The sequence below is a fragment of the Streptomyces durhamensis genome (genome assembly GCF_000725475.1).
GTDB lineage: Bacteria > Actinomycetota > Actinomycetes > Streptomycetales > Streptomycetaceae > Streptomyces > Streptomyces filipinensis.
Window position 1 is genome coordinate 346,254 of record NZ_JNXR01000015.1, and the last position, 25,303, is coordinate 371,556.

General features: G+C 72.9%; 18 protein-coding genes. 6 read left to right on the forward strand and 12 right to left on the reverse strand.

Going from position 1 to position 25,303, the window contains the following annotated elements; translation table 11 throughout:
• Positions 1 to 13: 13 nt before the first annotated feature.
• The 10 genes from IO33_RS0123455 to IO33_RS0123500 form a co-directional block, all read right to left on the reverse strand.
• Positions 14 to 937, reverse strand: coding sequence for a S66 peptidase family protein (locus IO33_RS0123455; RefSeq protein ID WP_031168190.1), 924 nt, complete (start codon positions 935 to 937; stop codon positions 14 to 16).
• A complete protein-coding gene (locus IO33_RS0123460) occupies positions 934 to 2,898 on the reverse strand; it encodes a prolyl oligopeptidase family serine peptidase (protein WP_031168191.1) in 1,965 nt (654 codons plus the stop codon). The genes IO33_RS0123455 and IO33_RS0123460 overlap by 4 nt, the downstream gene beginning before the upstream one ends.
• Before the next feature lie 3 nt (positions 2,899 to 2,901).
• A complete protein-coding gene (locus IO33_RS0123465) occupies positions 2,902 to 4,218 on the reverse strand; it encodes a M20/M25/M40 family metallo-hydrolase (RefSeq protein WP_031168193.1) in 1,317 nt (438 codons plus the stop codon).
• The gene (locus IO33_RS0123470; RefSeq protein WP_031168195.1) at positions 4,211 to 5,044 is read right to left on the reverse strand and encodes a M55 family metallopeptidase; all 834 of its coding nucleotides are present in this window, start codon (positions 5,042 to 5,044) and stop codon (positions 4,211 to 4,213) included. Before IO33_RS0123470 ends, IO33_RS0123465 begins: the two co-directional genes overlap by 8 nt.
• 98 nt (positions 5,045 to 5,142) lie before the next feature.
• The gene (locus IO33_RS0123475; RefSeq protein ID WP_245235853.1) at positions 5,143 to 6,393 is read right to left on the reverse strand and encodes a cysteine desulfurase; all 1,251 of its coding nucleotides are present in this window, start codon (positions 6,391 to 6,393) and stop codon (positions 5,143 to 5,145) included.
• A gap of 265 nt (positions 6,394 to 6,658) precedes the next feature.
• On the reverse strand, positions 6,659 to 8,038 hold the full coding sequence (locus IO33_RS0123480; RefSeq protein ID WP_031168198.1) for a family 2B encapsulin nanocompartment shell protein: 1,380 nt from the start codon (positions 8,036 to 8,038) through the stop codon (positions 6,659 to 6,661).
• A 375-nt stretch (positions 8,039 to 8,413) separates the two neighbouring features.
• On the reverse strand, positions 8,414 to 9,133 hold the full coding sequence (locus IO33_RS0123485; protein WP_031168200.1) for a class I SAM-dependent methyltransferase: 720 nt from the start codon (positions 9,131 to 9,133) through the stop codon (positions 8,414 to 8,416).
• A 142-nt stretch (positions 9,134 to 9,275) separates the two neighbouring features.
• Positions 9,276 to 11,741 (reverse strand): ATP-binding SpoIIE family protein phosphatase, encoded by a 2,466-nt coding sequence (locus tag IO33_RS0123490; RefSeq protein WP_031168201.1) that lies wholly within the window; start codon positions 11,739 to 11,741, stop codon positions 9,276 to 9,278.
• A 164-nt stretch (positions 11,742 to 11,905) separates the two neighbouring features.
• Complete coding sequence (locus IO33_RS0123495) at positions 11,906 to 14,335, reverse strand: MFS transporter (RefSeq protein ID WP_031168203.1); 2,430 nt, start codon at positions 14,333 to 14,335, stop codon at positions 11,906 to 11,908.
• Positions 14,336 to 14,498: 163 nt separating this feature from the next.
• Entirely contained in the window at positions 14,499 to 14,942 is a 444-nt protein-coding gene (locus tag IO33_RS0123500; RefSeq protein WP_031168205.1) for an SRPBCC family protein, read from the reverse strand.
• A gap of 170 nt (positions 14,943 to 15,112) precedes the next feature.
• Here IO33_RS0123500 and IO33_RS0123505 point away from each other — a divergent pair, with 170 nt between their 5' ends.
• Both IO33_RS0123505 and IO33_RS0123510 read left to right on the forward strand, forming a co-directional pair.
• Complete coding sequence (locus IO33_RS0123505) at positions 15,113 to 16,168, forward strand: Rv2578c family radical SAM protein (protein ID WP_031168207.1); 1,056 nt, start codon at positions 15,113 to 15,115, stop codon at positions 16,166 to 16,168.
• Positions 16,169 to 16,327: 159 nt separating this feature from the next.
• Entirely contained in the window at positions 16,328 to 17,890 is a 1,563-nt protein-coding gene (locus IO33_RS0123510) for an alpha/beta hydrolase (protein ID WP_031168209.1), read from the forward strand.
• 127 nt (positions 17,891 to 18,017) lie between these two features.
• On the opposite strand, the gene IO33_RS0123520 is transcribed toward IO33_RS0123510, so the two are convergent.
• The gene (locus tag IO33_RS0123520; RefSeq protein WP_031168211.1) at positions 18,018 to 18,734 is read right to left on the reverse strand and encodes a TetR/AcrR family transcriptional regulator C-terminal domain-containing protein; all 717 of its coding nucleotides are present in this window, start codon (positions 18,732 to 18,734) and stop codon (positions 18,018 to 18,020) included.
• Positions 18,735 to 18,833: 99 nt separating this feature from the next.
• Here IO33_RS0123520 and IO33_RS0123525 point away from each other — a divergent pair, with 99 nt between their 5' ends.
• Both IO33_RS0123525 and IO33_RS0123530 read left to right on the forward strand, forming a co-directional pair.
• The gene (locus tag IO33_RS0123525; protein ID WP_031168213.1) at positions 18,834 to 20,519 is read left to right on the forward strand and encodes a CocE/NonD family hydrolase; all 1,686 of its coding nucleotides are present in this window, start codon (positions 18,834 to 18,836) and stop codon (positions 20,517 to 20,519) included.
• Positions 20,520 to 20,583: 64 nt separating this feature from the next.
• Positions 20,584 to 20,982 (forward strand): RidA family protein, encoded by a 399-nt coding sequence (locus IO33_RS0123530; RefSeq protein ID WP_031168214.1) that lies wholly within the window; start codon positions 20,584 to 20,586, stop codon positions 20,980 to 20,982.
• A 191-nt stretch (positions 20,983 to 21,173) separates the two neighbouring features.
• Here IO33_RS0123530 and IO33_RS0123535 read toward each other — a convergent pair whose 3' ends face one another.
• Positions 21,174 to 21,758: an adenylosuccinate lyase gene (locus IO33_RS0123535; RefSeq protein ID WP_031168215.1), complete on the reverse strand. Its 585-nt coding sequence runs from the start codon at positions 21,756 to 21,758 to the stop codon at positions 21,174 to 21,176.
• A 414-nt stretch (positions 21,759 to 22,172) separates the two neighbouring features.
• On the opposite strand from IO33_RS0123535, the gene IO33_RS0123540 reads away from it, so the two are divergent.
• Both IO33_RS0123540 and IO33_RS0123545 read left to right on the forward strand, forming a co-directional pair.
• Complete coding sequence (locus IO33_RS0123540; protein ID WP_031168216.1) at positions 22,173 to 23,984, forward strand: 3-hydroxyacyl-CoA dehydrogenase family protein; 1,812 nt, start codon at positions 22,173 to 22,175, stop codon at positions 23,982 to 23,984.
• A 154-nt stretch (positions 23,985 to 24,138) separates the two neighbouring features.
• Complete coding sequence (locus IO33_RS0123545; protein ID WP_245235854.1) at positions 24,139 to 24,957, forward strand: TetR family transcriptional regulator; 819 nt, start codon at positions 24,139 to 24,141, stop codon at positions 24,955 to 24,957.
• The last annotated feature ends 346 nt before the right edge of the window (positions 24,958 to 25,303 follow it).

Here is a 25,303-nt window from a genome sequence, read left to right on the forward strand (position 1 = left end):
TCAGGGGGCGCGGTCAGCGCAGCGCGGGCTCGTCGAGCGTCAACGTGGCGGCTTCCGCGTCGAGTTCGGCCGCGACGCCGAAGGGTATGGTCAGCGCGCCCGCGCAGTGGCCGAAGCCGAACTCCTCGACCACCGGCACACCGAGCCCACCGAGCCGGTCGGCCAGCAACGGCCGTATATGCGCGTAGCGGGAGCAGTTCCGCCAGGATCCGAGCAGGACCCCGCGCACCTCCTCCAGCCAGCCGGCGCGCAGCAGCTGGGTGAGGTACCGGTCCAGCCGGTACGTCTCCTCGCCCACGTCCTCCAGGCACAGCAGCCCGCCGGCCGCGGAGGGACGCGCGTGCGGGGTGCCCAGTTCCGCGGCGAGCAGGCACAGGCAGCCGCCCAGGGTGACCCCGCGGGCCCGGCCGGGCACCAGGGCCGTGCCGCCGGAGGCGAGGGTGCGCACGGTCTCGGGGGCGAAGAGCGTGGCCCGCAGATGCTCCTGGGTCCGGTCGTTCTTGATGAAGTCCACGCCGGCCGCCACCGGCCCGTGCAACGTGGCGAGCCCGAGGCGGGTGGCGAAGGCCTCGTGCAGGACGGTGACGTCGCTGAAGCCGACGAAGACCTTCGGCCCGGCGGCCCGCAGGGCGTCCCAGTCCAGCAGGTCGACCATGCGCTGCGCCCCGTACCCGCCACGGGCGCACAGCACCGCGTCCACGGCCGGGTCGCACCAGGCGTTCTGCAGATCCGCGGCGCGGTCGGCGTCCGTGCCGGCCAGATACCCGAGCTCGGCGTGCCGGTCCAGGACATGCGGGCCGACCACCGGGTCGAGGTCCCAGCCGCGCAGCACGTCGAGCCCCGCCTGGAGCCGCTCCTCGGGCACCACCCCGCTGGTGGCGACGACGGCCACCCGGGCGCCCGGGGCCAGCCGCCTGGGCCTCGTCAGTTCCTTCACGTGTGCAGCTCCAGTCTCGGGACACCGGGCACGTCCAGCCCGAACACCTGGGCGTACAGGGAGATTTCGGCCTCCAGGGCGCGGATCATCGTATCGGCCCGGCGGAACCCGTGTCCTTCCCCCTCGAAGGTGATAAATGCGTGCGGCAGGTCCCGGCCCGCGATCCGGGCGAGGAAGCGTTCGCACTGGGCGGGCGGGCAGATCACGTCGTCCAGGCCCTGGAGCAGCAGGAACGGCACGGTGAGCCGGTCGGCGTGCGCGGTCGGGGACCGCTCGGCGTACCGGGCCGGCACCTCGGCGAGCGGTCCGATCAGCGACTCCAGGTAGCGGGACTCGAAGTCGTGGGTCTCGCCGGGGCCCCAGGTGGCCAGGTCGAGGATCGGGTAGACGATGGTGCCGCAGGCGTAGACGTCGGTCGTGGTCAGGGAGACGGCGGTGGTCCAGCCTCCGGCGCTGCCGCCGCGGATCGCGAGCCGGGCGGGGTCGGCGGTGCCCTCCTCGGCGAGGGCGCGGGCGACGGCCGCGCAGTCCTCGACGTCGACCACGCCCCACTGCTCGCGCAGCCGCTCGCGGTAGGCCCGGCCGTAGCCGGTGGAGCCGCCGTAGTTCACCTCGGCGACCCCGATGCCCCGGGAGGTGAAGTAGGCGACGGCCAGGTCCAGCACGAGCGGCGCCCGGCCGGTCGGGCCGCCGTGCGCCCAGATGACGTACGGGGGCGCGTCGCCGTCGGGCGCGGTCCGTTCGGGGTGGTGCGGCGGGTAGACGTGGGCGTGCACCTCGCGGCCGTCCGGTCCGGTGAAGGTGCGGATGCGCGGCTCCGGGTAGTAGGCGGGGTCGACGGCGTCCCGGTGCCGGGCGCCGATGGCGCGGGCCCGGCCGGTGGCGATGTCCAGCTCGACCACCTCGTACCCGGTGCGCGGGCTGGCGCCCACGGCGACGACCCGCCCGCCGTGGACGGCGAGGGTGGCGCCGAACTCGGTCCACGGTCCGGCGGCGTCGACGATCTCCCTGGATTCTGTATCCAATATCCCGAGTACGGTCGACCCTCGACCGTGGACGACCGCGACCAGGCCGTTGTCCAGCGGCGCGAACCAGCGCAGGCCCGGCTTCCACAGCGGGCCGGCGAACTCCTCCTCGCGCTCGCACAGCGGGGCGCCGTCCCGGTACAGGTTCCACCAGCCGCTGCGGTCGCTCGCATACAGAAGACGGTTGTCCGTGGACCATTCGGCCTGCGCGATCGCTTCCTCGGGCCCGCCGGCGACCGTGTGGACGGTATGCAGTGTGCCGTCGGCGGCGATCTCGCCGACGAGCAGTTCCGTGCCGTCCCACGGCATGCGCGGATGGTCCCAGCCGAGCCACGCCGCCCGGCGGCCGTCGGGGGCGACACGGGGCCCGGTGACGAACCGGTGGCGGCCGTCGGTCAGTTCCCGCACGGCGGAGCGGTCCTCGGCGGCGGAGCCGTCCAGCGGTACGGCCGCCAGGACCCGCCGTACGTCCGAGGGGCCGTCCCCGGTGAACTCCTCCAGGACGCACCACACCTCGCCGCGCGCGAGGTCCAGGTGAGGGTCGGCCCAGCGCAGTCCGGCGCCGACCGGGGAGAGCGGGGTCAGCGGGCGCGGCTCGCCGCCGGGCTCGTACCGGTACAGCCGCTGGTCGGCGAAGTGCGTGAACACGAGGAGTGCTCCGCCGCCGCGCACCGCCCCGGTCCAGGGCCGGCCGCCGTACTCCATGACCCGGTTGCGTACGTTCCACGGCGCGGGCAGCACGGCCTGCTCCGTGCCCTCGGCCGTGCGCCGCACCAGCGCCCGGCGGCCGCCCTCCGCCGGCCGGGGCTCGGTCCACCACACCTCGTCCCCGACGAAACCCACCCACTCCGGCTGTCCGTCGTGCGCGGCGGCCAGCGCCGCGTCGACCGGCGACGGCCATGATCCGTACGGCGACGTCCGCACCGCGTCCCCCATCCCCTAGACCGTCCGCAGGAAGCGGTCGAGCACCCGGACGCCGAAGTGCAGCGCCTCGACGGGCACACGCTCGTCCACACCGTGGAACAGCGCCTGGTAGTCGAGGCCTTCAGGCAGCTTCAGCGGGGCGAAACCATAGCCGGTGATGCCGAGCCGGGAGAACTGCTTGGCGTCCGTGCCGCCCGACATGCAGTACGGCACCACATGCCCGTCGGGCGCGAACCGGGCGACGGCGGCCCGCATCCGCGCGAACGTCGGCGAGTCCACCGGCGCCTGCAGGGCCACCTCGCGGTGGGCGAACTCCCAGCTCACGTCGGGGCCGGTCAACCGGTCGAGGGTGGTGGTGAACTCCTCCTCGGCGCCCGCCAGATAGCGGCCGTCCACATAGGCGACCGCCTCGCCGGGGATCACGTTCAGCTTGTAACCGGCGTCCAGCATGGTGGGGTTGGCGCTGTTGCGGACGGTCGCCTCCACCAGCTCGGCCGCCGGGCCGAGCTTCTCCAGCAGCCGGTCCACGTCCGTGAAGTCGGGCTCGACGCCGTACAGGGCGGCGAGTTGGGCGAGCGCGGCCCGGACGGTCGGGGTCAGCCGCGGCGGCCACTCGTACGCGCCGATCCGGGTGACGGCGGCGGCGAGCCGGGTCACCGCGTTCTCCCTGTTCACCTTCGAGCCGTGCCCGGCCCGGCCCCGCGCGGTGAGCTTCAGCCAGGCGGTGCCCCGCTCCCCCGCCGCGATCGGATAGATCTGCCGGCCGGCACCGTCGTGGAAGGTGAACGCTCCCGACTCGCCGATGGCCTCGGTGCAGCCCTCGAACAGCTCGGGATGCTCGTCGGCGAGGAAGCCGGAGCCGTCCTCGGCGCTGGCCTCCTCGTCGGCGGTGAACGCGATGACGAGGTCCCGGCGCGGCCGTACGCCCGCCCGGGCCCAGCCGCGGACGACCGCGAGGATCATCGCGTCCATGTTCTTCATGTCGACGGCACCCCGCCCCCACACCACCCCGTCGCGGATCTCGCCGGAGAACGGGTCGACGCTCCAGTCGGCGGCCTCGGCGGGCACCACGTCGAGATGACCGTGGACCAGCAGCGCGTCGGCCGACGGGTCGGAGCCCTCGATGCGGGCGACGACGTTGGTACGGCCCGGTGTGCGCTCCAGCAGCAGCGGCTCCACGCCCGCACCGGCCAGCCGCTCGGCCGCGTACTCGGCGGCGGGCCGCTCCCGGCAGTCCCCGCCGCCGCGGTTGGTGGTGTCGATGCGGATCAGGCCGGAGGTGAACTCCACGACCTCGGCCAGGGCCAGCTCATCGGCCTGCTGGTCAGCCATACTGCTCCTCCACGGCGGCGGAGACGATCGTGGTGACCGCCTTGAACGTCCTGATCCCCTCGTACATGGTGGCGCTGGTGTAGGCCACCTTCCGCTCCCCGATCCTGGTGACCCCGGGCACGACGGTCGCGGCCTGCGCCAGATGTTCCGCGTCGAACTCCACGGCGACGGTGAAGGGCCCGGCCTCCACGGGCGCGTGCCGTACCGCCAGCCGGGCGGCCTCCTTGGCGGCGGCGCGGATGTCGGCGGCGGTACGCGCGGGGGTCCGGCACACCGCCGCGTACCGCGACACATGGTCCTTGACGGCGACCTTCAGGGCTTCCGGCGCGTAGCCGAGCGCGTCCTCGCAGGCCACGTCGTCACCGGTGACGAGGACGACGGGGACGCCGTACTCCGCGACGACGTGCGCGTTGAGCAGGCCCTCGCTGGCGCGGACGTCGTTCAACCACACCCCGGTGATCTGGTTGGCGAGGTAGGTGTGGGCGAGCACGCCCTCCATGCCTGCGCCCGCGTGGTAGCCGACCAGCGCGATGCCGTCCACGTCACCGTGCTGCACGCCCTCCACCATGGACAGCGCCTTGTGGCGTCCGGTGAGCATCTCGACCCGCTCGTCCAGCCGCTCCAGCAGCAGATTGCGCATGGTCCAGTGGGCCTCGTTGACGACCACCTGATCGGCGCCGCCGTCGAAGAATCCCTGCGCGGCGGCGTTCACGTCCGAGGTGAACATCGACCGGCACCGCTCCCACTGCGGCGTCCCCGGCAGCACGTCGGCCGGCCAGGTGACGCCCGTGGCCCCCTCCATGTCGGCACTGATGAGGATCTTCATGGTGCTTCACGTTACGCGTCGGCGCGGGAAGTTCCTACGAGGCGGACACGAGGTCCGGGCGTTCGCCGGCCCCGGCCGGGGCCGGCGAACGCCCGGTCTCAGGCGGCCTGCAGCTCCAGCAGCGACGCCACCAGCCGGTCCACCTCCTCCCTCGTGTTGTACAGCGCCAGCGACGCGCGGGCCGCCGATTCGAGGCCGTAGTGGGCCAGGGCCGGCTGGGCGCAGTGGTGGCCGGCCCGGACGGCGATGCCGTCGCGGTCCAGCCGGTCGGCGATCTCGGTCGCGCTGTGGCCGGGCAGGGTGAAGGTCAGCACGCCGATACGCCCGGCCGCCGGACCGAGCAGCTCCAGGCCCGGGATCGTGGCCAGGGCCTGCTGCGCGTAGGCGGTCAGCTGTGTCTCGTAGTCCGCCACCGCCTTGCGGTCGAAGGCCGTCAGCCAGTCGAGGGCGGACGCCAGCCCCATCACGCCGGCGATATGGCCGGTGCCGGCTTCGAAGCGGTGAGGGACCGGGGCGTACGTGGTCCGGCCGAAGCTGACCGACTCGATCATGTTGCCGCCCGACTGCCACGGCGCCATGGTCTGCAGGATCTCCGGCTTCGCGTACAGGGCGCCGATGCCCGTGGGGGCGTAGATCTTGTGGCCGGAGAAGGTGTAGAAGTCGGCGTCCAGGTCCGTGACGTCGACGGGGAAGTGCGCCACCGCCTGTGCCCCGTCCACCAAGACCAACGCCCGGTAGCGGTGCGCCAGCGCGATCATCTCCCGCACGGGCGGCACGGTGCCGAGGACGTTCGAGGCGTGGCTGATGACCACGAGCCGGGTGCGCATGGAGAGCAGGTCGGCGTACGCGTCCTGGTCGATGCTGCCGTCCGGCCGCAGGGGTACGGGCACGACGCGCGCCCGGGTCTCCTGGGCGACCCGTTGCCAGGGCACGATGTTCGCGTGGTGTTCGAGCACCGGCACCAGGATGTCGTCCCCGGGGCCGAGGCCCGCGCGCCCCCAGCTCTGTGCGACGAGGTTGATCGCCTCGGTCGTGCCCCGGACGAAGACGATGCTCTCGGGCGAGGGCGCGCCCAGGAACCGTGCGACCGCGGCCCGGCCCGCCTCGTACATCTCCGTCGCCTCGCGCGCCATGGTGTGCGCGCCCCGGTGGATGTTGGAGTTGGCGGAGGCGTAGAACGCCGCCAGCGTCTCGATCACCTGCCGGGGCTTCTGTGTGGTGGCGCCGTTGTCCAGCCAGATCAGCGGGTGGCCGTTGACCGCCCGGTGCAGGACCGGTACGTCCCGGCGGGCCAGTTCGGGCGTGAAGCCCTGGCAGGCGCCGGGCGGCTGGAGCACGGCGGGAGCCATGGCCTGGCCGGTGGGCACGGGAGACCCGGGGAGCCCGGCCGGACCCGGGACGGCCGGATCCGGAACGGCCGGATCCGGAACGGCCGGATCCGGAACGGCCGGACCCGGAACGGCCGGACCCGGAACGGCCGGACCCGGAACGGCCGGACCCGGAACGGCCGAAGCGGGGGCGGTCGGACCTGGGGCGGTCGGGCCCGGAACGGCCGGACCCGGAGCGGCCTGAGCCGGAGTGGGCGGCGCCGTGAGGGCGGTGGTGCCGGCAAGGTCAGGAGTAGTCATGGTACTTGGACACCTCGACGTTCTGGAGCACCGCGAGCGCGTCCTCCACCAGTACCGCCGCGTTGAAGTACGCCGTCATCAGGTACGACGTGATGCCCTTCTGGTCCACGCCCATGTTCTTCATCGCCAGGCCCGGCTCGACCTCGTCGGCCACGGTCGACGGCCGCAGGCCCACCACGCCCTGTTCCGCCTCGCCCAGCCGCATCAGCAGGATCTCGGTCGTCCCCACGCCCGCGCCGCCGGTGAACCGCACCTTGTCCGACGGCAGCAGCGGCACCCCGCGCCAGGTCAGCAGCGGGCTGCCGAAGTGCCTCTCGATCACCGGGGGCACGCCCCGGCGCGTACATTCACGGCCGAACGCCGCGATCGCCTTCGGGTGGGCGAGGAAGTACGCGGGCTGCTTCCACACCCGCGTCAGCAGCTCGTCCAGGTCGTCGGGGGTCGGCGCACCGGTGCGTGTCTGTACGCGCTGCCCGGGGGCGACGTTGTTGAAGAGCCCGTCCTGCGGGTGGTACAGCATCAGGGCCTCCTGCCGCTCGCGCAGGGCGTGCACGGTGAGGTTGGCCTGGGCCCGCGTCTGGTCGATCGGTCCGTTGTAGAGGTCGGAGACTCGTGTGTGCACGCGCAGCACGGTCTGCGCGAGCGTCATGTGGTACTCGCGGGGCGCGTCCTCGTAGTCGACGAACGTCCCCGGCAGGTCCGGCTCACCGTCGTGTCCCGCGGTGAGGTCGACGGGAACCTCGGCGCCGGCCATGACGTGGGCGCCGGCGACGTACGCGTCCACCGCGCCGCGCAGGCGCTCGTCGCGCTCGGCGAGCCGGGCGAGCTCCGCCCGCTCCAGGCAGAGGGCGACGCCGGCGGTCAGCGCCTGCACCCGGTACGGCATGGCCTCGGCGCGGGTCCACGCGCCGAGGTCGAAGAACTGGCCGTCGCCGATGACGTCGAGGAGCGCGTCGGCGCCGTACTGGCCGGTCGCGCGCTTCTCCGCGCGCCCGTGCACGATCACCCATAACCGGCCCGCCGTGGCGCCTTCCTGGGCCAGCACCTCTCCGGGCTCGAAGGAGACCTGGGTGAACGCGCCGGCCAGCTCCTCCAGCAGTGCGTCGTCCGCCTCGCGCAGGTACGGCAGTTCGCGGAGGTCGCCGGCGATGACGCGCGGCGTGGTGTCGTCGGTCGTGCTGATGCGGTCGTCGCCCAGGACGTACGTACGGCGCCGGTTGACCCGGTAGACGCCGGACTCGACGTCCACCCAGGGCAGCGCGCGCAGCAGATAGCGCGGCGTGATGCCGCGCATCTGCGGTGTCGTCTTGGTCGTGTTGGCGAGTTGCCGTGCGGCATCCGGGCCGAGACTCAACCGCTCGCTCATGAAGAACTCCTCGCTGGTAGGGCCTTGACGAGGAGGGATCGTCTGCCCGCCGGATGGTTCATCACAAGAGGGCATTTATATGGTGATGGCAGGAATCATCCTGCGCATACGACTTCGGCGGTCGCACGCATGTCCGGGCGACCTTGGTCGCCGCAGGTCGCGAGCCGCGGGGGCCACAGGATCGTTCTATCGGAGTCAGGGGCCAGCGCGCCCCGAATCGTCCATGGTGGACCGAATTTCACCTCATATGAATGCTTTGTGAATCCCAAAGAGACGATTATCGATGCCACCTGACAGGGTCCGTGCCCTGGCTGAAAAGGAAGCGGGGTGCGCGGGACGGCGGTCCCACGCACCCCGGTGACCCCTCGGGCGGGGTTATGCGCCGGCGAGGACGAACCAGTGGGCCGGCAGGTCGATACGGGTGCCGTCGGACAGGTACTCGGTCTGCGGCAGGGCTGTGTCGCCCTCGGCGAGGACCTTCAGTCCGGCCGCGCCGAGAAGCCGCGGGATCTCCGCGTCGTCGGCGTCGGCGGGCTTGAGCCCGTGGTGGAAGACGCGCTGCAGCTTGGGTCCCGGACCGCCCGGCTCGGACGTGGCGCGCTTCAGGACGTCCCGGGAGCCGGAGGTGAGTTCCACGACGAACGCGCGGCCCTCGGTGCCGATGATCTCGGCGACGGCGGCGGCGATCGCGGGACGCGCCCCGGGCTCGCTCTGGTGGATGACGGCCCGCATGAAGACGTTGGCGTCGCCGAGCCGCTCGTGCAGGGCGCGTACGGCGTCCCCGTCGGTGAGGTCGAGCTGCTGGAACTCCACGGCGCCGTCCTGGGTGGCGCGGCGGGCGTGCTCGACCGCGGCGTGCGAGAGGTCGACGCCGACGGCCCGTGCGAAGCGGGTGGCGAGGTAGCGGGTCTGGGTGCCGTTGCCGCAGCCGAGGTCGACGATGGTGCGCGCCGGGTCCGCGTGGGGCAGCAGCAGGGCGCTGTACGGTTCGGCGGAGAGGGCGGGGTCGCAGTCCCAGATCGCCTCGCCCGCGTCGTCGGAGGTCTCGCTCCAGTAACTCTCCCAGTTGCTCCGGTACTTGTCCGAGACGTTCATCGCGATCTCCCCACGGTTCGGTTCCGTGATCGGAATATCGCGCGGGACCGGGGTGGGGCAAGGGGCGGGCGGCCACCTTCACCGGAAGTGCGGACGCCGGACACCCCGGGGCGCGTGACGGCAGGCCGCACGCCCCCTCTCGTCATCCTCCTGCGGTGGTGATGCCCTGTTCGAACCACACGGTCTTGCGGTGCCCGGTGGCGCTGGCGCCCCACTCCCGGGCCAGCCGGCTGACCACGCGCAGGCCGCGGCCCGACTCGTCGCCGGGGCCGGCGCTGAGCATCGCCGGCAGGCCCGGTTCGTCGTCGGTGACCTCGAACAGCAGCGCGTCGGTGCGGACCACACGCAGTCCGACGGGCTCGCTCTGGGCATGCCGGACGGCATTGGTGACGACCTCACTGACCAGCAGTTCGGCGGTCTCCACGGCCTGCGGCAGCCCCCATCCGAGGAGCTGTGCGCGGACCTCGCGGCGAGCCCGGGCGACCTCACGGGGGTCGGCGTCGAACCGCCACTCGGCGACATGGTCGTCGGGGATGCCGTTGAGGCGGGCCATGAGCAGGGCCACGTCGTCCTTGCGGCCGCCGCGCGTGTTCAGGGCGCGGATGATGGTGTCGCAGGCGTCGTCCATGGAGGCCGCGGGGTGTGCGGCGGACTCGCAGAGCGCGGCGAGGCCCTCGCCGATGTCGCAGCCGCGCACCTCTACCAGGCCGTCGGTGCACAGCACCAGCCGGTCGCCGGGCCGGACCCTGACCCGGGTGGCCTCGAACGGGACGCCGCCGACGCCGATGGGGGCGCCGGTGGGCAGGTCGAGGAGTTCGCTGCTGCCGTCCTCGGCGCGGACCAGGACGGGCGGGATGTGTCCGGCGTTGGCGAGGAGCAGCTCGCCGCGGATCGGGTCGTAGACGGCGTACAGGCAGGTGGCGAGGTAGTTGTCGCCGAGCCTGCGGGCCAGGTCGTCGAGGTTGCGCAGCAGTTGGGCGGGCGGTGTCTCCATGGTGGCCATGGTCTGCACGGCCGTGCGCAACTGACCCATCATGGCGGCCGAGTTGAGGCCGTGCCCCATCACGTCGCCGACGACGAGGGCGGTACGCGAGCCGGGCAGTTTGATGGTGTCGAACCAGTCGCCGCCGATCCGGCCGAGCCGGGTGCCGGGCAGATAGCGGGTGGCGATGTCGCAGCCGGCCATGCGGGGGCTGACCTGCGGGAGCATGCTGTCCTGCAGGGTCTCGGCGACGTTCTCCTGGTAGGTGTACATGCGGGCGTTGTCGAGCACGAGGCCCGCGCGGGCGGCGAGTTCGGCGCCGGTGGTGCGGTCGATGTCGTCGAACGCCGGGCGGTCCGGGCGGCGCATCAGCACCATGAAGCCGAGGACGACGTTACGGGCCTTGAGCGGGACGATCAGCAGCGAACGGCCGGTGATGAGCGGCCTGAGGTCACGCTTCTCGAACTCGCCGGAGATGCGGTCGCCCAGCTCCTCGGTCACCCTCGGGATGAGGACCGGTTCGCCCGTGACCATGCACTTGTAGAACGGGGTGTGTTCGGGGAAGGCGAAGGACTCGCCCACCGGCACGGTGTCGTCCCAGCGGCCGGGTTCGTCGTTGTGCTCGACCCACACCCGGAACATCACCGTGTGGGCGTCGGGCGGGCCGTCCGGGAAGCCCTCGCCCGCGAGGACGGCCGCGCGCAGATGGGTGCCGGCGAAGTCCGCGAACCGGGGCACGGCCGCGCTGGTGACCTCACGGATGGTCGCGCCGAGGTCGAGGGAGGAACCGATGCCGGAGCTGACCTCGTTGAGGAACTCCAGCCGCTCGCGCACGGCGGCGTACTCCAGGTCCTGCTCGGCGCCTTCCGGGATCACGGCCGCCACCGGCCGCCGCTGCTGCTGCCGCGGTACGACGGCCTCGGCGCGCGGGCGTCCGGGGCGGCGGGGCACACCCCAGTAGGGGGTGACGGGCACCCGGTCGAACTGGCTGAACTCCAGCACCGGATAGCCCAGTTCGAGCACCTGGGAGACGATGCGGCCGCTCGGTCCGGGGCCCATGTTGGGCAGGATCTCGGGCAGCCGCCGTTCCAGTTCCTCGGAGGCGGGCAGTTCGGTGTGGCGGGCGAAGCCGGGCGCGATGCGTTCGGCGGTCTCGTCGTCGTAGCCGCGCTCGTCGCGCAGCCGGGCGGCGTCGGCGGCGAGCACGAGCAGCCGGGACGGGCCGGGGCCGACCAGCGGGTAGGCCCACCACAGCACGTCCAGCCGCTCGCCGTCCGGTTCCTGCGCGTGCGGGAAGAGACGGGCGCGGCCGGCGGTGGCGTAGGCGGTGTGCCCGCCGAGCGAGGCCTCCAGGTCGGGGCCGAGCGCGCCGTACTCCGCGCAGGCGTCCGGCATCACCTCGTCGCGCAGGTCCTCGGGGAGGGCGCCGGAGACGGGCAGGAGGTCGGCCGCGGCATGCCCGACGGCGTCCTCCCTGCCCACGCCGAACAGGCGCCGGGCGCCGCTGCTCCAGTGGGAAACCAGGCCGTCGCGGTCGACGACGACCACGGCCAGCGGAATCCGGCCCGCCGCCGCGCCGCCGGCGCCGCTCCCGGGAGGTGTGTCCCGATCGCTGCCACGGTCCATGGCCCAGGCCCTCTCTCCCCACGGCTGTACGCAAATGATCTGTGCCGCCCGCCACTACGGTACGGCGACGGCCGGTCGCGATGTGTGGCAATCCTGGAATTGGTTTCACCGGGTCGCACCGGCGCGCAGCTCAGCGCCCTGCGAGCGCCCCGCCCCTCGTCCCGTCAGTCCTCGTGGCCCAGCTGGAGGTCCCGTTCGGTGCGGCCCCCGCCCGCGACCTGGAGCACGGTGGCGACCGGCGGGTAACCGGCGGCGATGACGGTGTACTCGCCGGACGAGAGGTCGACGAACCGGTACGTTCCGTCCGCTCCGGTGGTGAGGGTGTCGACGACGTTCCCGGCGGCGTCGAGGAGCGTGACGCGCGCGTCCTGAACGGGTCGGCCGCCGCTCGCCCGGACGGTTCCCTTCAGCACGGCGCCGCCCGCGAGTTCGACGTCCTGCCGGGTCTCCCGGGAGGCCTGCACGGTGACCGGGAGGGCGGCCGGGCGGAAGGCGGGGGCGCCGGCGGCCAGGGTGTACTCGCCGGCGACCAGCTCGGTGATGACATAGCCGCCCTCACGGCCGCTGCGGGTGGCGGCGACGACCTCGCCGTGCACGTTGGTGAGGGTGACGGTGGCGTCGCGCACGGGGGTGCCGTCGGCGGTGACCACACTGCCGGCGAGGCGCCCGGCGCCGCCGAGGACGACGTCGAGCTCGACCGGCCGTTCGCCGACGGTGACGGAGACGGCCTGCGGCTGGTGTCCGCCGGCGGCGGCGATGAGCACGTACGACCCCGGGCCGGGCGTGCTGAGCGCGTACCGCCCGTCGTCGCCGCTCGCGCCCCGGCCGATCTGCGCTCCGGCGTCGTCGATGAGCGTGAGCGCCGCGCGGGGCACCACGGTGCCGTCGGAGTGCTGCACGGTGCCGCAGACGGGGCTTCCGCCCGCGTACGACGAGCGGGGCGCGACGGGCTCCGCGGCCGAGGGCTGGGGGCGGGCCTGCGGGATCGGGGCGTTGAGGGTCTCGGGCTCCGTTTCGGCGGTGTGGTGGGACACCAGTGGTTTCTCCTTGAGGAAGAAGGCGATGAGCACACCGAGGACGAGCACCGGGACGAGGTAGAGGAAGATCCGGGGCATCGCGTCGGCGTAGGCGCGGATGTAGGCGTCGCGCAGGGCCGGGGGCAGTGCGTGGACGAGCTGCGGGGTGAGGGAGTCGGGGTCGGGCAGCCGGGCGCCGGTGCGCGGCGGCAGCTCCCTGCGCAGGGCGTCGCCGAGGCGGTCCGCGAAGAGGGTGCCGAAGACCGCGGCGCCGACGCTGCCGCCGATCTGCCGGAAGTAGTTGTTGGCGCTGGTGGCGGTGCCGAGGTCGGCGGGCCGTACGGAGTTCTGCACGGCGAGGACGAGCACGGGCATCACCATGCCGAGGCCGACGCCGAGGACCGCCATCCAGACGCTGTAGTGCGGCCGGGGGGTGTCCACTTGGAGGCGGGAGAGCAGCCACATGCCGACGGCCGAGACGGCGCCGCCGAGCACGGGGTAGATCTTGTAGCGGCCGGTGTGGCTGATGAGCTGCCCGCCGACGACGGAGGCGCCGACGATCCCGGCCATCATGGGCAGCATCAGCAGCCCGGACCCGGTGGCGCTGGCCCCGTCGACCATCTGCAGGAAGGTCGGCAGATAGCTGGCGGCGCCGAACAGGGCGACACCGGTCACGAGGCCCACCAGGCCGCTGACGTTGAAGACGGAGTCGCGGAACAGACGCAGCGGGATGAGCGGTTCGACGGCGAAGCGTTCGGCGACGAGGAAGAGCACGACGGCGGCGAGCGCGCCGGCGCCGAGGCCGGTGATCCGCCGCGAGTCCCAGGCGTACTCGGTGCCGCCCCAACTCGTCAGCAGCACCAGGCAGGTGGAGGCGGCGGCGAGCAGCAGCGCGCCGAGGACGTCGAAGCCACCGCGGCGGCCGCGGCGGGGCGGCTTCGGCAGTTTCAGGACGAGGGTGACGACGGCGAGGGTGACCAGGCCGAGGGGGACGTTGACGTAGAAGCACCAGCGCCAGGAGAGGTGGTCGGTGAAGTAGCCGCCGAGCAGCGGCCCGGCGACGGAGGCGAGACCGAAGGCGGCGCCGATCAGGCCCATGTAGCGGCCGCGCTGCCGGGGCGGCACGATGTCGGCGATGATCGCCTGCACGCCGATCATGAGGCCGCCCGCGCCGACGCCCTGGAGCGCGCGGAAGGCGATCAGCTGGTCCATCGAACGCGACCGGCCGGCGAGCGCGGAGCCGACGACGAAGACGGCGATGGCGAACTGGAAGACGCCCTTGCGGCCGGCGAGGTCGCCGAGCTTGCCGTAGAGCGGCAGGCCGATGGTGGAGGTGAGCAGATAGGCGGTGATCGCCCAGGACATCCGGTCCAGGCCGTGCAGTTCGCCGACGACCTTCGGCAGCGCGGTCGCGACGATCATCTGGTCGAGGGCCGCGAGCAGCAGGGCCAGCATCAGCCCGGAGAACACGAGCCGCACGCGGCGCGGGCCGAGACGGGCGGCCTCGGCGGGTGGGGCCTCGGGTGCTCCGCCAGGCGCCGTGAGCGGCTCGTCCCGCATCAGAGTCGTCCCGCCCACGTACCGCTCCCCTCATCGCACCTGCTCACATTTCCCGCCTAAGGCGACAACTGCGAACAACTTCGGTGAGTTACGGCATGGTTCGGGGCGACCGGGAGGTCCACTCGAACCGGTGAAGGGGGCGCCCGGGTTCAACCCCCCTTCACCGTCCAGAGGTTCGGGTCTACTTCTCGACCTCGGCGGCCAGCCTGGCGAGCACGGCGTCGTAGATCCGGCCGAGGCCCTTGGGGGCGAAGGTCTTCTCGAAGAAGCCGCCGATGCCGCTGGCGCCCTTCCAGGTGGTGGTGACGACGACCCGGGACCTCCCCTCACCGGCGGGGGTGACGCGCCAGGTGGTGACCATGGAGGAGTTGCGGTCCCGCTCGACCAGCTCACCGTCGGTGGGCTCGCTGACCTCCAGCAGGCAGTCGCGCACCCGCTTGCTGGTGGCCTGGAGCTTCCAGTGGACGAGCGTGCCCTCGCCGTCGCCGCCCTCGCGGACCTCGTACTCGCTGAAGTGCTCGGGCAGCAGCTTCTGCCGCGTGCCGCGGTAGTCGGCGAGGGCGTCGAACACCTTCTCCGCGTCCGCCGCGACGACCCGCTCCGTAGTGGCCTCGACCTGCGCCATTGCGTTCCTCCAGGACCTGGTTGCTCGGGGTTGGGGAAAGCCAACCACCCCGGTGCCCGGCCACCCAAATCGGGGGGGTGCCGTCACGCGTGCACCGGGTCGTCGGCCCAGGTCGCACGATCATGGGAACACATGTTCTATTCTGTGGCCAGTGCTACCGAGGAGGCGTCATGCGCTGGGAGAACCTCACCGTCGAGTCCGGGGCGTCCCGGGAGGGCGCCGAGCACGGCCGGGCCGCCGATGCGGCGCTGTTCGGCGCGGAAGCCGTGGTCAGCCGCACCTTCGACACGCCCGAATTCCGCGGGATCACCTTCCACGAGGTCCGGGCGCGCTCGGTGCTGAACCGGGTGCCGGGCGCCTCGCGCATGCCGTTCGAGTGGACCGTGAACCCCTACCGCGGCTGCACGCACGCGTGCGTGTACTGCTTCGCGAGGAAGACGCACGGCTATCTGGACCTCGACACCGGCATCGGCTTCGACACCCAGATCGTCGTCAAGGTGAACGCGCCCGAGGTGCTGCGCCGCCAGCTGGCCTCCCGCCGCTGGCAGGGCGATCACGTGGCGATGGGCACGAACGTCGACTGCTACCAGCGCGCGGAGGGCCGCTACCGGCTGATGCCGGGGATCATCGACGCCCTGACCGAGCACGCCAACCCGTTCTCGGTCCTCACCAAGGGCACCCTGATCCTGCGCGACCTGGACCTGCTGGTCCGGGCGGCCGAGGTGACGGACGTGGGCATCTCGGTCTCGGTCGGCTTCCTCGACCCCGAGCTGTGGCGCACGGTGGAGCCGGGCACGCCCGCGCCCGAGCGCCGGCTGGACGTCGTGCGCACGCTGGGCGAACACGGGATCGGCTGCGGGGTGCTGATGGCGCCGGTGATCCCGTTCCTCGGTGACCATCCGGACCAACTGCGCGCCACGGTGAGGGAGATAGCGGCGGCCGGGGCCACCTCGGTGACCCCGCTCACGCTGCATCTGCGCCCCGGCGCGCGGGAGTGGTTCATGGCCTGGCTCACCCGGCACCATCCGCATCTGGTGCGGCGCTACGAGCGGCTGTACGCGCAGGGCGCCTACGCACCCAAGTGGTACCAGCGCCGGATCACCCGTCAGGTGCACGAGCTGGCGCAGGAGTACGGCATCGGGCCCGCGCGCGGCGGGCCGGCCCGCCGGATCCGCCCGGCGGAGCCCGCCGAGGTGTCCGAGCCGACCCAGCTCACGCTCCTGTGAGCGCGTCGACCGCCCTCCGGTGGGAGCGTTCGAGGGCTTCGCGCACCCCAAACGGGTCAACTATGTCTATAAAGCGTTCTTCAGAGCCCTGATTCCGGGACGATCCGGCGAGAGACACGACCGTCGTGGTCCGCCGAAACCTCCGTCCCGGGAGGACGCATGAGAACACGCGCAGCCGCGCTGTGCGCAGCCGCCGCCGTGCTGGCGGGCTCGGTCACGGGCCTGGCCGCGCAGGCGGCCCCGGCCGCCCCCGCCGCGCGGCTCGCCTGGAAGAAGTGCGGCACCGACGACTATCCGACGCTCCAGTGCGCCTCCCTGAAGGTGCCGCTGGACCACGCGAACCCGTCGGGCCGGCAGATCACGCTCGCCCTCTCGCGCGTCCCGCACACCGCGCCGGCCTCCCAGGGCCCCCTGCTGGTGAATCCCGGCGGGCCCGGCGGCAGCGGCCTGGACCTCGCCGGATTCGTCGCCTCGGCACTGCCGCGGAACGTGTCGGCGCAGTACGACGTCATCGGCTTCGACCCGCGCGGGGTCGGCGCGAGCAGCCCGGCCCTGGACTGCTCGCCCGGCCACTTCAAGACGGTGCGCCCGGACACCGTGCCCGCCACGGCCGCGCTGGAGCGGACGAACCTCGCGCGCGCGCAGTCCTTCGCCGCCGCCTGCGACCGCAAGTACGCCGACGTGCTGCCGTACGTCGACACGGTCAGCGCGGCGCGCGACATGGACCTGGTCCGCGCCGCACTCGGCGCGCCGGAGATCAGCTACTTCGGGTACTCCTACGGCACCTACCTGGGCGCGGTGTACGCGAGGCTGTACCCGGAGCGGGTCCGCCGCCTGGTGCTCGACTCGATCGTCGACCCGACCGGCGTCTGGTACGAGGACAACCTCGGCCAGGACTACGCCTTCGACGACCGCCACCGCGCCCTGATGGCCTGGATCGCCCGGTACGACTCGGCCTACCACCTCGGCAGGGACCCGCAGAAGGTCGAGGCCCAGTGGTACGCGATGCGGACGGCCCTCGCGAAGAAGCCGGCCGACGGCGCGGTGGGCGCCTCGGAGCTGGAGGACACCTTCATCCCCGGCGGCTACTACAACGGCTACTGGCCCTACCTCGCCGAGGCGTTCGCGGCGTACGTGCACGACGGGAAGACCGGGCCGCTGGTGGAGGCGTACGAGAACCTGGGTGCCGTGGACGGCCCGGGCGACAACGGCTACAGCGTCTACTCGGCGGTGCAGTGCCGGGACACCTCCTGGCCCGCCGACTGGCAGCAGTGGCACTCCGACGCCTGGGCGGTGTACGCCAAGGCGCCCTTCATGGCGTGGAACAACGTCTGGTACAACGCGCCGTGCGCGTTCTGGCCGACGGCGAAGCGGAAGCCGGTGGACGTCGCCAACGCCGAGCTGCCGCCGGCGCTGCTCTTCCAGGCGACCGACGACGCGGCCACGCCGTACCCCGGCGGTGTCACGGTCCACCGGCTGCTCGCCGGCTCCAGCCTGGTGGTCGAGCAGGGCGGCGGCAACCACGGCATCACCCTGGCCGGCAACGCCTGCCTGGACGGGTACCTGGCCGCGTATCTGACGGACGGCAGGGTCCCGCGGGGTCCGGGGGTCGCCGACGCGGTCTGCGCGAAGTCCCCCGACCCGAAGCCGGTGGCTCCGGCGAAGGCGGTGTCGACCGCCTCGCCGGGCGCGACCCTGCACGCTTTGCTGGGCTTCCGCTAGATCCGCTCGCCGGCCCCGCCGGTCGCCGGCCCGGCCCGCGGGCCGGGCACGGTCACCGGCGGGGAACGGTCACGGGTCGTGGGCGCGGTCACGAGTGCGGGCGCGGTCACGGGTGCGGGCGCGGGCGTCAGTCGGTGTCGAGGCCGTCGATCAGGCGGTTGAGGAACCGGGTGAAGGTGGCTTCGGGGGTGAGGGGGCGTCCAGGGGCGGAGAGGGCTTCGGCGAGTTCCGGGTGGCGGCCGTCGGCGGCGACCGCGGCGAGGTAGCGGGCCTCGGCCGCGGCCCGGTCCGGGGAACGCGAGACCGCGGCCTGTGCGGTCTCGTGGGCGACGTGTCCGGCCACGAAGGCGGTGAGCTGGGCGAAGACCTCCAGTTTCGCCGCGCCGTCCAGTCCGGTGGGCCGCAGGACGGCGAGCGCGTGTTCCAGGAAGGCCAGCGTGCGGGGGCCCGGGACGCGCCGGGTGGACAGGGCGGCGGGCAGCCAGGGGTGGCGCAGCATGTGGGCGCGCTGCAGGCGGGCGACGGCCTTCAGATCGGCACGCCAGTCGCCGCTGGGCGGATCCGTGACCGCCAGTTCGCCGCTGACGTGGTCGATCATCAGCTCCAGCAGGGTCTCCTTGTCCGGGGCGTAGCTGTAGAGCGACATGACTCCGGCTCCGACCTCGGCGGCCACCCGCCGCATGGTGACCGCTTCGAGTCCCTCGGCGTCGGCCAGGGCGGCCGCGGCCGCGGCGATGGCCTCCCGGCTGAAGGAGGGCCTGCGCCCCCTGCGGTGCTCGGCGGGGCGCAGCCAGAGCTGTTCGGGGTCGACGCCCACGGCGCCGGACCCCCTGTCCTGGGGCACGGTCTCGCGCTCCTTCCCCTGCTCGACGAGGCGGCTCTTGCGGAGGTCATCCAAGCATCCTCTATTCTAGTACACCGTACGGAATAGAGGAGGGGAACGATGCCGTCACGCACACCCGACGCGGTGACCGGACCGGCCTGGGCGCCGCCCGCCGGAAGGCCACCGCTGTCCGCACGGATGATGAGGGCGACCTGGCGGGGGCTGCCGGCGAAGCGGTACGAGGCCGGATGGGAGCCGGGTCTGGTGGTGCCGGCCGCCGACGGCAGCCCGTTGGTCACCGACCACTACTTCCCGCGTGCGGAGGGCGACTTCCCCACGCTCCTGGTCCGCTCGCCCTACGGCCGAGGCCTGCCGTGGTCCCCCATGTACGGCCTGCTCTTCGCCGAACAGGGCTTCCACGTCGTCCTGCAGAGCTGCCGCGGCACCGGCGGTTCGGGCGGTGCGTTCGACCTGTGGCGCAACGAGGCGGCCGACGGCCGGGCCACGGTGTCCTGGCTGCGCGGGCGACCCTGGTTCGACGGGACACTGGGGACCGTGGGCCCCAGCTATCTGGGCTATGTGCAGTGGGCCCTCGCCCTGGAGCCGCCGCCGGAACTGAAGGCCATGGTGGTACAGGTGGGCCTGCACGACCCCTGTGCCCTCTTCCACACGGACGGCGCGCTGCGCCTGGAGAACGCCCTCGCCGTCGGCGTGGGCATGACCTACCAGCACCAGGGCGTGGCCCCGTTCCTGCGGGCGACACTGCGTCTGCAGCGCCGCCTGCGCGCCGTCACCACCGCGCAGCCCCTGCGCGGTGCGTACGGGTCCGCCCTCGGGGGCGAAGTGCCCTGGCTGGAGGACGTGATGTCCCATCCGGACGCCGAGGACGCCTACTGGCACGGGGCGTCGACGGCGCAGGCGGCGGACCGGCTCCGTGTGCCCACAGCCCTGATCACCGGATGGCACGACGCCCTGGCCGACCAGACCTTCGAGCAGTACGACCGGCTGCGTCGGGCCGGGTGCGAGACCGCCCTGCTCGTCGGTCCCTGGACGCACACCTCCGCCCTGCAGCGGGGATGGCCGCAGGTGTTCGCCGAGAGCCTCGCCTGGCTGCGCGCCCACCTGCACGCCGACCCCTGCGGACTGCGTCCCACCGCGGTGCGCGTGCACGTCGGCGGCGAGAACGCCTGGCGGGACCTGGACGCCTGGCCGCCGGCCGGCGCCGCCACCTCGTGGTACCCCACCCCGGACGGGCATCTCACCGAGCTGGCCCCGACGGACCGCGCACCGCTGGCGTCGTTCCGCTACGACCCGGCCGATCCCACCCCGTCCCTCGGCGGCCCGCTGCTCTCGCGCACCGCCGGTCCCCGGGACAACAGCGGACTGGAGGCCCGGGACGACGTCCTGACGTTCACCGGCCCTCCGCTGACCGAGCCCGTGGACATCCTGGGCCCGGTCTCCGCACGGCTGAGCATCTCCACGGACACCGGGTACGCCGACGTCTTCACCCGCCTGTGCGACGTGGACGCACAGGGCCGCTCCGTCAACATCTGTGACGGACTGGGCCGGGTGCGGACGGCCGAAGGCACGCCCTCGCGGATCACCGTGCCGATGAGCGCCACCGCCCATCGCTTCCCCGTCGGTCACCGCATCCGCTGGCAGATCAGCGGAGGCGCGCATCCGCGCTATGCCCGCGCTTCCGGCACCGGGCAGTCGCCGGTGGACGCCACCACGTTCGTACCGGTGCGCCTGACGCTCCACACGGACTCGGCGTTGACGCTCCCCCCCGGCTCCGGGCCCACCTGATCCTGCGGCCCTTCGCGTCACCGCCCTTCGAGGCGTTGTCAGTGGGCTGGTCCATCATGGGGCCATGAGTGAACCGACCCGGATCGCCGCCCCCGACGGCGTGGCTCCCGCGGCCCAGTACAGCCATGTCGTCTCGGCGAGCGGTCGCTTCGTCGCCGTCTCCGGCCAACTCGCCCTGGACGAACAGGGCAAGCTGGTCGGCGAGGGCGACCCCGCGGCCCAGGCCCGCCAGGTGTTCGAGAACCTGAAGCGCTGCCTGGCCGCCGCCGGCGCCGGTTTCGAACACGTCGTCAAGCTGACGTACTTCGTCACCGACACGGCCCACCTCCCCGCGATCCGCGCGGCCCGCGCCGCGCACATACCCGACGACCGCCTTCCGGCGGCCTCCGCGGTACAGGTGGCCGCGCTGGTGGCACCGGAGTTCCTGATGGAGATCGAGGCGCTCGCGGTGGTGGGCGACTGACCGGACAGGGGGCCGGACCGAGGTCTGCCGGCCGGCGTCCCGGACCGGTGCGGCGGGGCCTCGGGTCCGGAGCGCCGACCGGCGCCGCCGCGCGGCTCACCGGGGAACGGCCCGCCCGCACGGCTCACCGGGGAACGGCCCGCCCGCACGGCCGGGTTGCGCACCCCGCACCCTCCCGGCCCGACCGGCGGTCACCTCAGCTCCGTCTGCTGCGGGATGCGTGCCAGCGCGTGCACCGCCGCCTCCGCCAGGGCCGGATGGGCCAGGGCCTCGGTCAGGACCCGCCGGGCGCGCGCGTCGCCGAGGATGCCGAGGCCCTGTACGCAGGCCAGGGCCACCCGGCGGTAGGGGTCGTGCGGGCGCAGGCGGCGTTCCAGCGTGGTGATCAGGGCGGGCACGGACTCGGGGGCACGCAGGTCGGCCAGGAGGCGGACCGGGTGCAGGGCGTAGGCCACGCGGAGTTCGTTGGTGGCGAGCGCGGCGGCCGCGCGGGCCGTGCGGGGGTCGCCCAGGCGGGCGAGGGCGTAGGCGGCGGAGGCGCAGCGCGGCGGGTCGCGGTGGTTGAGAAGGAGCACCAGGGACTCGAAGGCGCGCCGGTCGCCGGTGAGGCCCAGCCGGAACGCGGCCAGCTCCCTGGCCCACAGCGGCTGCCCGGGCGCGGTGAGCACCTCCGCGAGTTCGTCGTGGTCCTCGGTCGCCAGCAGCCGGTCGAACGCCGCCGCGCCGCGCGACTCCTGCCGTATGCGCTCCGTGAGTGATCGCAACTCTTCGTCCACGAAATCCAGCGTAGGCGGGTGGCGGGGGCCGAGGGAGCCACATCACAAAGTCCGGTGCGGGCTGAGGTCTGGCGCGCTCGTTACTCGCGGGTTAAGCTCAGACGAGCGAGTTACCCACTCGCGCTTCCGCCGACGACGGTTTGGTGACGCGGCCGTCGTCGGGGCACTCCCCCTCCCTTGCGGGGTGGGGGAAGTCGGTTCGGTACGTACGTGTACCGCAGCACGACCCGGCTCCGGGACAGGGCCGGTCGGATCCGCTGCCGCTCGTGGGCGTGTGCACGCCCGCGGCACCGGCAGGCACCGGGCGTGTGCGCTTGCAGCCCGGCAACACCCGCACTCCTTTCCGCTCCGCGGTGCGCCCCTCGGCGCACCCGGTGCGTTCCTCGTCGTCACCCTCATTCCTGGAGTCCCGCGATGGCCACTCCCCTGTCCCCCCAGTCCGGTACCTCTCTGCCCCTCAAGACGATCGCCGTCGTGGGCCTCGGCACCATGGGCACCGGTATCACCGAGGTCCTCGCGAAGGCCGGCCGCGAGGTGATCGGCATCGACGTCAGCGAGGTCCAGGCCGCGCGGTCGCTCGCCGCCCTGGAGGCCTCCACCGCCCGTTGCGTCGAGCGCGGCCGGCTCACCGAACAGGAGCGTGCCGAGGCCCTCGCCCGGGTCCGCACCGGCACCGACCTCGCCGCGGCGGCCGACGCCGACCTCGTCATCGAGGTGGCTCCGGAGTCGTACGAGATCAAGCAGCAGATCTTCCGTGCGCTGGACGGCGTCGTCCGCCCGGAGACGATCCTCGCGACCGGCACCAACGCGCTCTCCGTCACCCGCCTCGCCGCCGACTCGGCCCACCCCGAGCGGGTGCTCGGCCTGCACTTCTTCAACCCGGCCCCGGCGATGAAGCTGGTCGAGGTGGTCTCCTCGGTGCTGACCGCGCCGCAGGCCGTCGCCGCGGTCACGGACCTCGCGATCGAGCTGGGCAAGGAGCCGGTCGCGGTCGGCGACCGCCCCGGATTCGTCGCGGACGGCCTGCTGTTCGGCTACCTCAACCAGGCCGCCGCGATGTACGAGGCCCGGTACGCCTCCCGCGAGGACATCGACGCCGCGATGCGGCTCGGCTGCGGCCTGCCGATGGGCCCGCTCGCGCTGCTGGACCTGATCGGCATCGACACCGCGCGTACGGTCCTGGAAGCCATGTACGCCGAGTCCCGCGACCGGCTGCACGCCCCGGCGCCGATCCTGAAGCAGCTCAGCGAGGCGGGCCTGACCGGCCGCAAGTCCGGGCGCGGCTTCTACACCTACGCGACTCCGGGCAGCGACACGGTCGTGCCGGACGCGCTGACCCCGGCGGCGGACGGCTCCGCGGTCCAGGGGCGCGAGGTCCGCTCGGTGGGCGTCGCCGGCTCCGGCACCATGGCCTCCGGCATCGCCGAGGTGTTCGCCAAGGCGGGTTACGAGGTCGTCCTGGCCGCCCGCAGCGAGGAGAAGGCGCAGACCGCCAAGGCCCGGATCGGCAAGTCGCTTTCGCGTTCCGTCGACAAGGGCCGGCTGACCGCCGAGGCCGCGGCCCAGATCCTGGACCGGATCACCCCGGCCGGCTCCTACGACGCCTTCGCCGAGGTCGACCTGGCCGTCGAGGCGATCGCCGAGGACCTGGAGATCAAGCGGCAGCTGTTCACCACGCTGGACAAGGTCTGCAAGCCCGGCGCGGTGCTCGCCACCACCACCTCCTCGCTGCCCGTCGTCGCCTGTGCCCGCGCCACCTCGCGCCCGCAGGACGTGATCGGCATGCACTTCTTCAACCCGGCCCCGGCGATGAAGCTGGTGGAGGTCGTGCGGACGGTGCTGACGGCGGACGACGTCCACGCGACCGTCCGCGAGGTCTGCGCGAAGATCAAGAAGCACGCGGTGGACTGCGGCGACCGCGCCGGCTTCATCGTGAACGCGCTGCTGTTCCCGTACCTGAACAACGCGATCAAGATGGTCGAGGAGCACTACGCGTCCCTGGACGACATCGACGCGGCGATGAGGCTCGGCGGCGGCTACCCGATGGGGCCCTTCGAGCTGCTCGACGTGGTCGGCCTGGACGTCTCGCTGGCCATCGAGAAGGTCTTGCACCGCGAGTTCCGCGACCCCGGCCTGGCCCCGGCCCCGCTGCTGGAGCACCTGGTGGCCGCGGGCTGCCTCGGCCGCAAGACCGGCCGCGGCTTCCGCGAGTATGCCCGCCGCTGACGGCGCCGGCGACTGGTCCCCCGCGGAGACGGACTGGGGCGGACTGCTCGGCCCCGTGGACACACCCCCGCCCTCCTGGGGCGGGGTCAGCCCCCCGGGCGGGGGAAACCCCTCACCCGCGCACCGAACTGCGCACATGCAGTACGTTCGGGTCATGTCCCAGCCCGCCAAGTCCTCACGTACACCAGCTACGCCCGACGCGCCGGAAAGTGCCGCAGGCAGTCGCGCCGCCGCCCAGCGGCTCAAGATGCGCCGAGAACTGGCGGCCGCAGCCATGGAACTGTTCGCGACCAAGGGGTACGAGGCGACCACCGTCGACGAGATCGCGGCCGCCGCCGGGGTCGCCCGCCGCACCTTCTTCCGCCACTTCCGCTCCAAGGAAGAGGCGATCTTCCCGGACCACGACGACACGCTGATCCGCGCCGAGGCGGTCCTCAACGCCGCCCCCGCGCACGAGCACCCGCTCGACACCGTGTGCCGCGGCATCAAGGAAGTCATGAAGATGTACGCGGCCCGGCCGGAGATCTCGGTCGCCCGCTACAAGCTCACCCGCGAGGTGCCTACGCTGCGGGAGGCCGAGATCGCGTCGGTCGCCCGCTACGAGCGCCTGTTCACCCGCTATCTCCTCGGCCACTTCGACGAGCACGCGCACGCCGACGACGCCAACGACGACCCGTTGCTGGCCGAGGTGGCCGCCTCCGCGGTCGTCACCGCCCACAACCACGTCCTCAGGCGCTGGCTGCGGGCGGGCGGCCAGGGGGACGTGGAGGCGCAACTCGACCACGCCTTCGCGATCGTGCGCAAGACCTTCGGCACCGGCATCGGCGCCGGACGGAGCTCGGCCCCCAAGCCGGCCGCCACCGCCCCCGCCACGGTCTCGGCGCACGGCGAGGTACTCGTCACGGTCGCCCGCACCGACGCCCCGCTGGACGAGGTCATGCGGACCATCGAGGAGGCGCTGAAGGAGCGCTGAGCCCGCTTCCGGCGCCCTTCCGGCCCGTCCGCCCTGTGACAACGGCCACCCGACCGGGTGGCCGTTTTGGCATGTCAGAGGCCGTTTTCCAGCAGATTTCAGGGCCCGTTCGATCGATCATCGCTCATTTGTTACGTAAAGATTTCATCTGAGGCCAAGTTCTGGCACTCAGTGCCTTGTCACCTGACACGCGGTGTCATACGTTGAAGGAGTCCGGGCGGCCGGCGAGCAGAGACCTTTCGTTCGCCGGCTGTCCCCAAAGGCCCACGGCCCGCGCGCCCGGACGCCTGCGTCACAGGCAACCTCCCGCGCCACAAAGCGCTGCCGAAGCACCACCGAGCCGAAC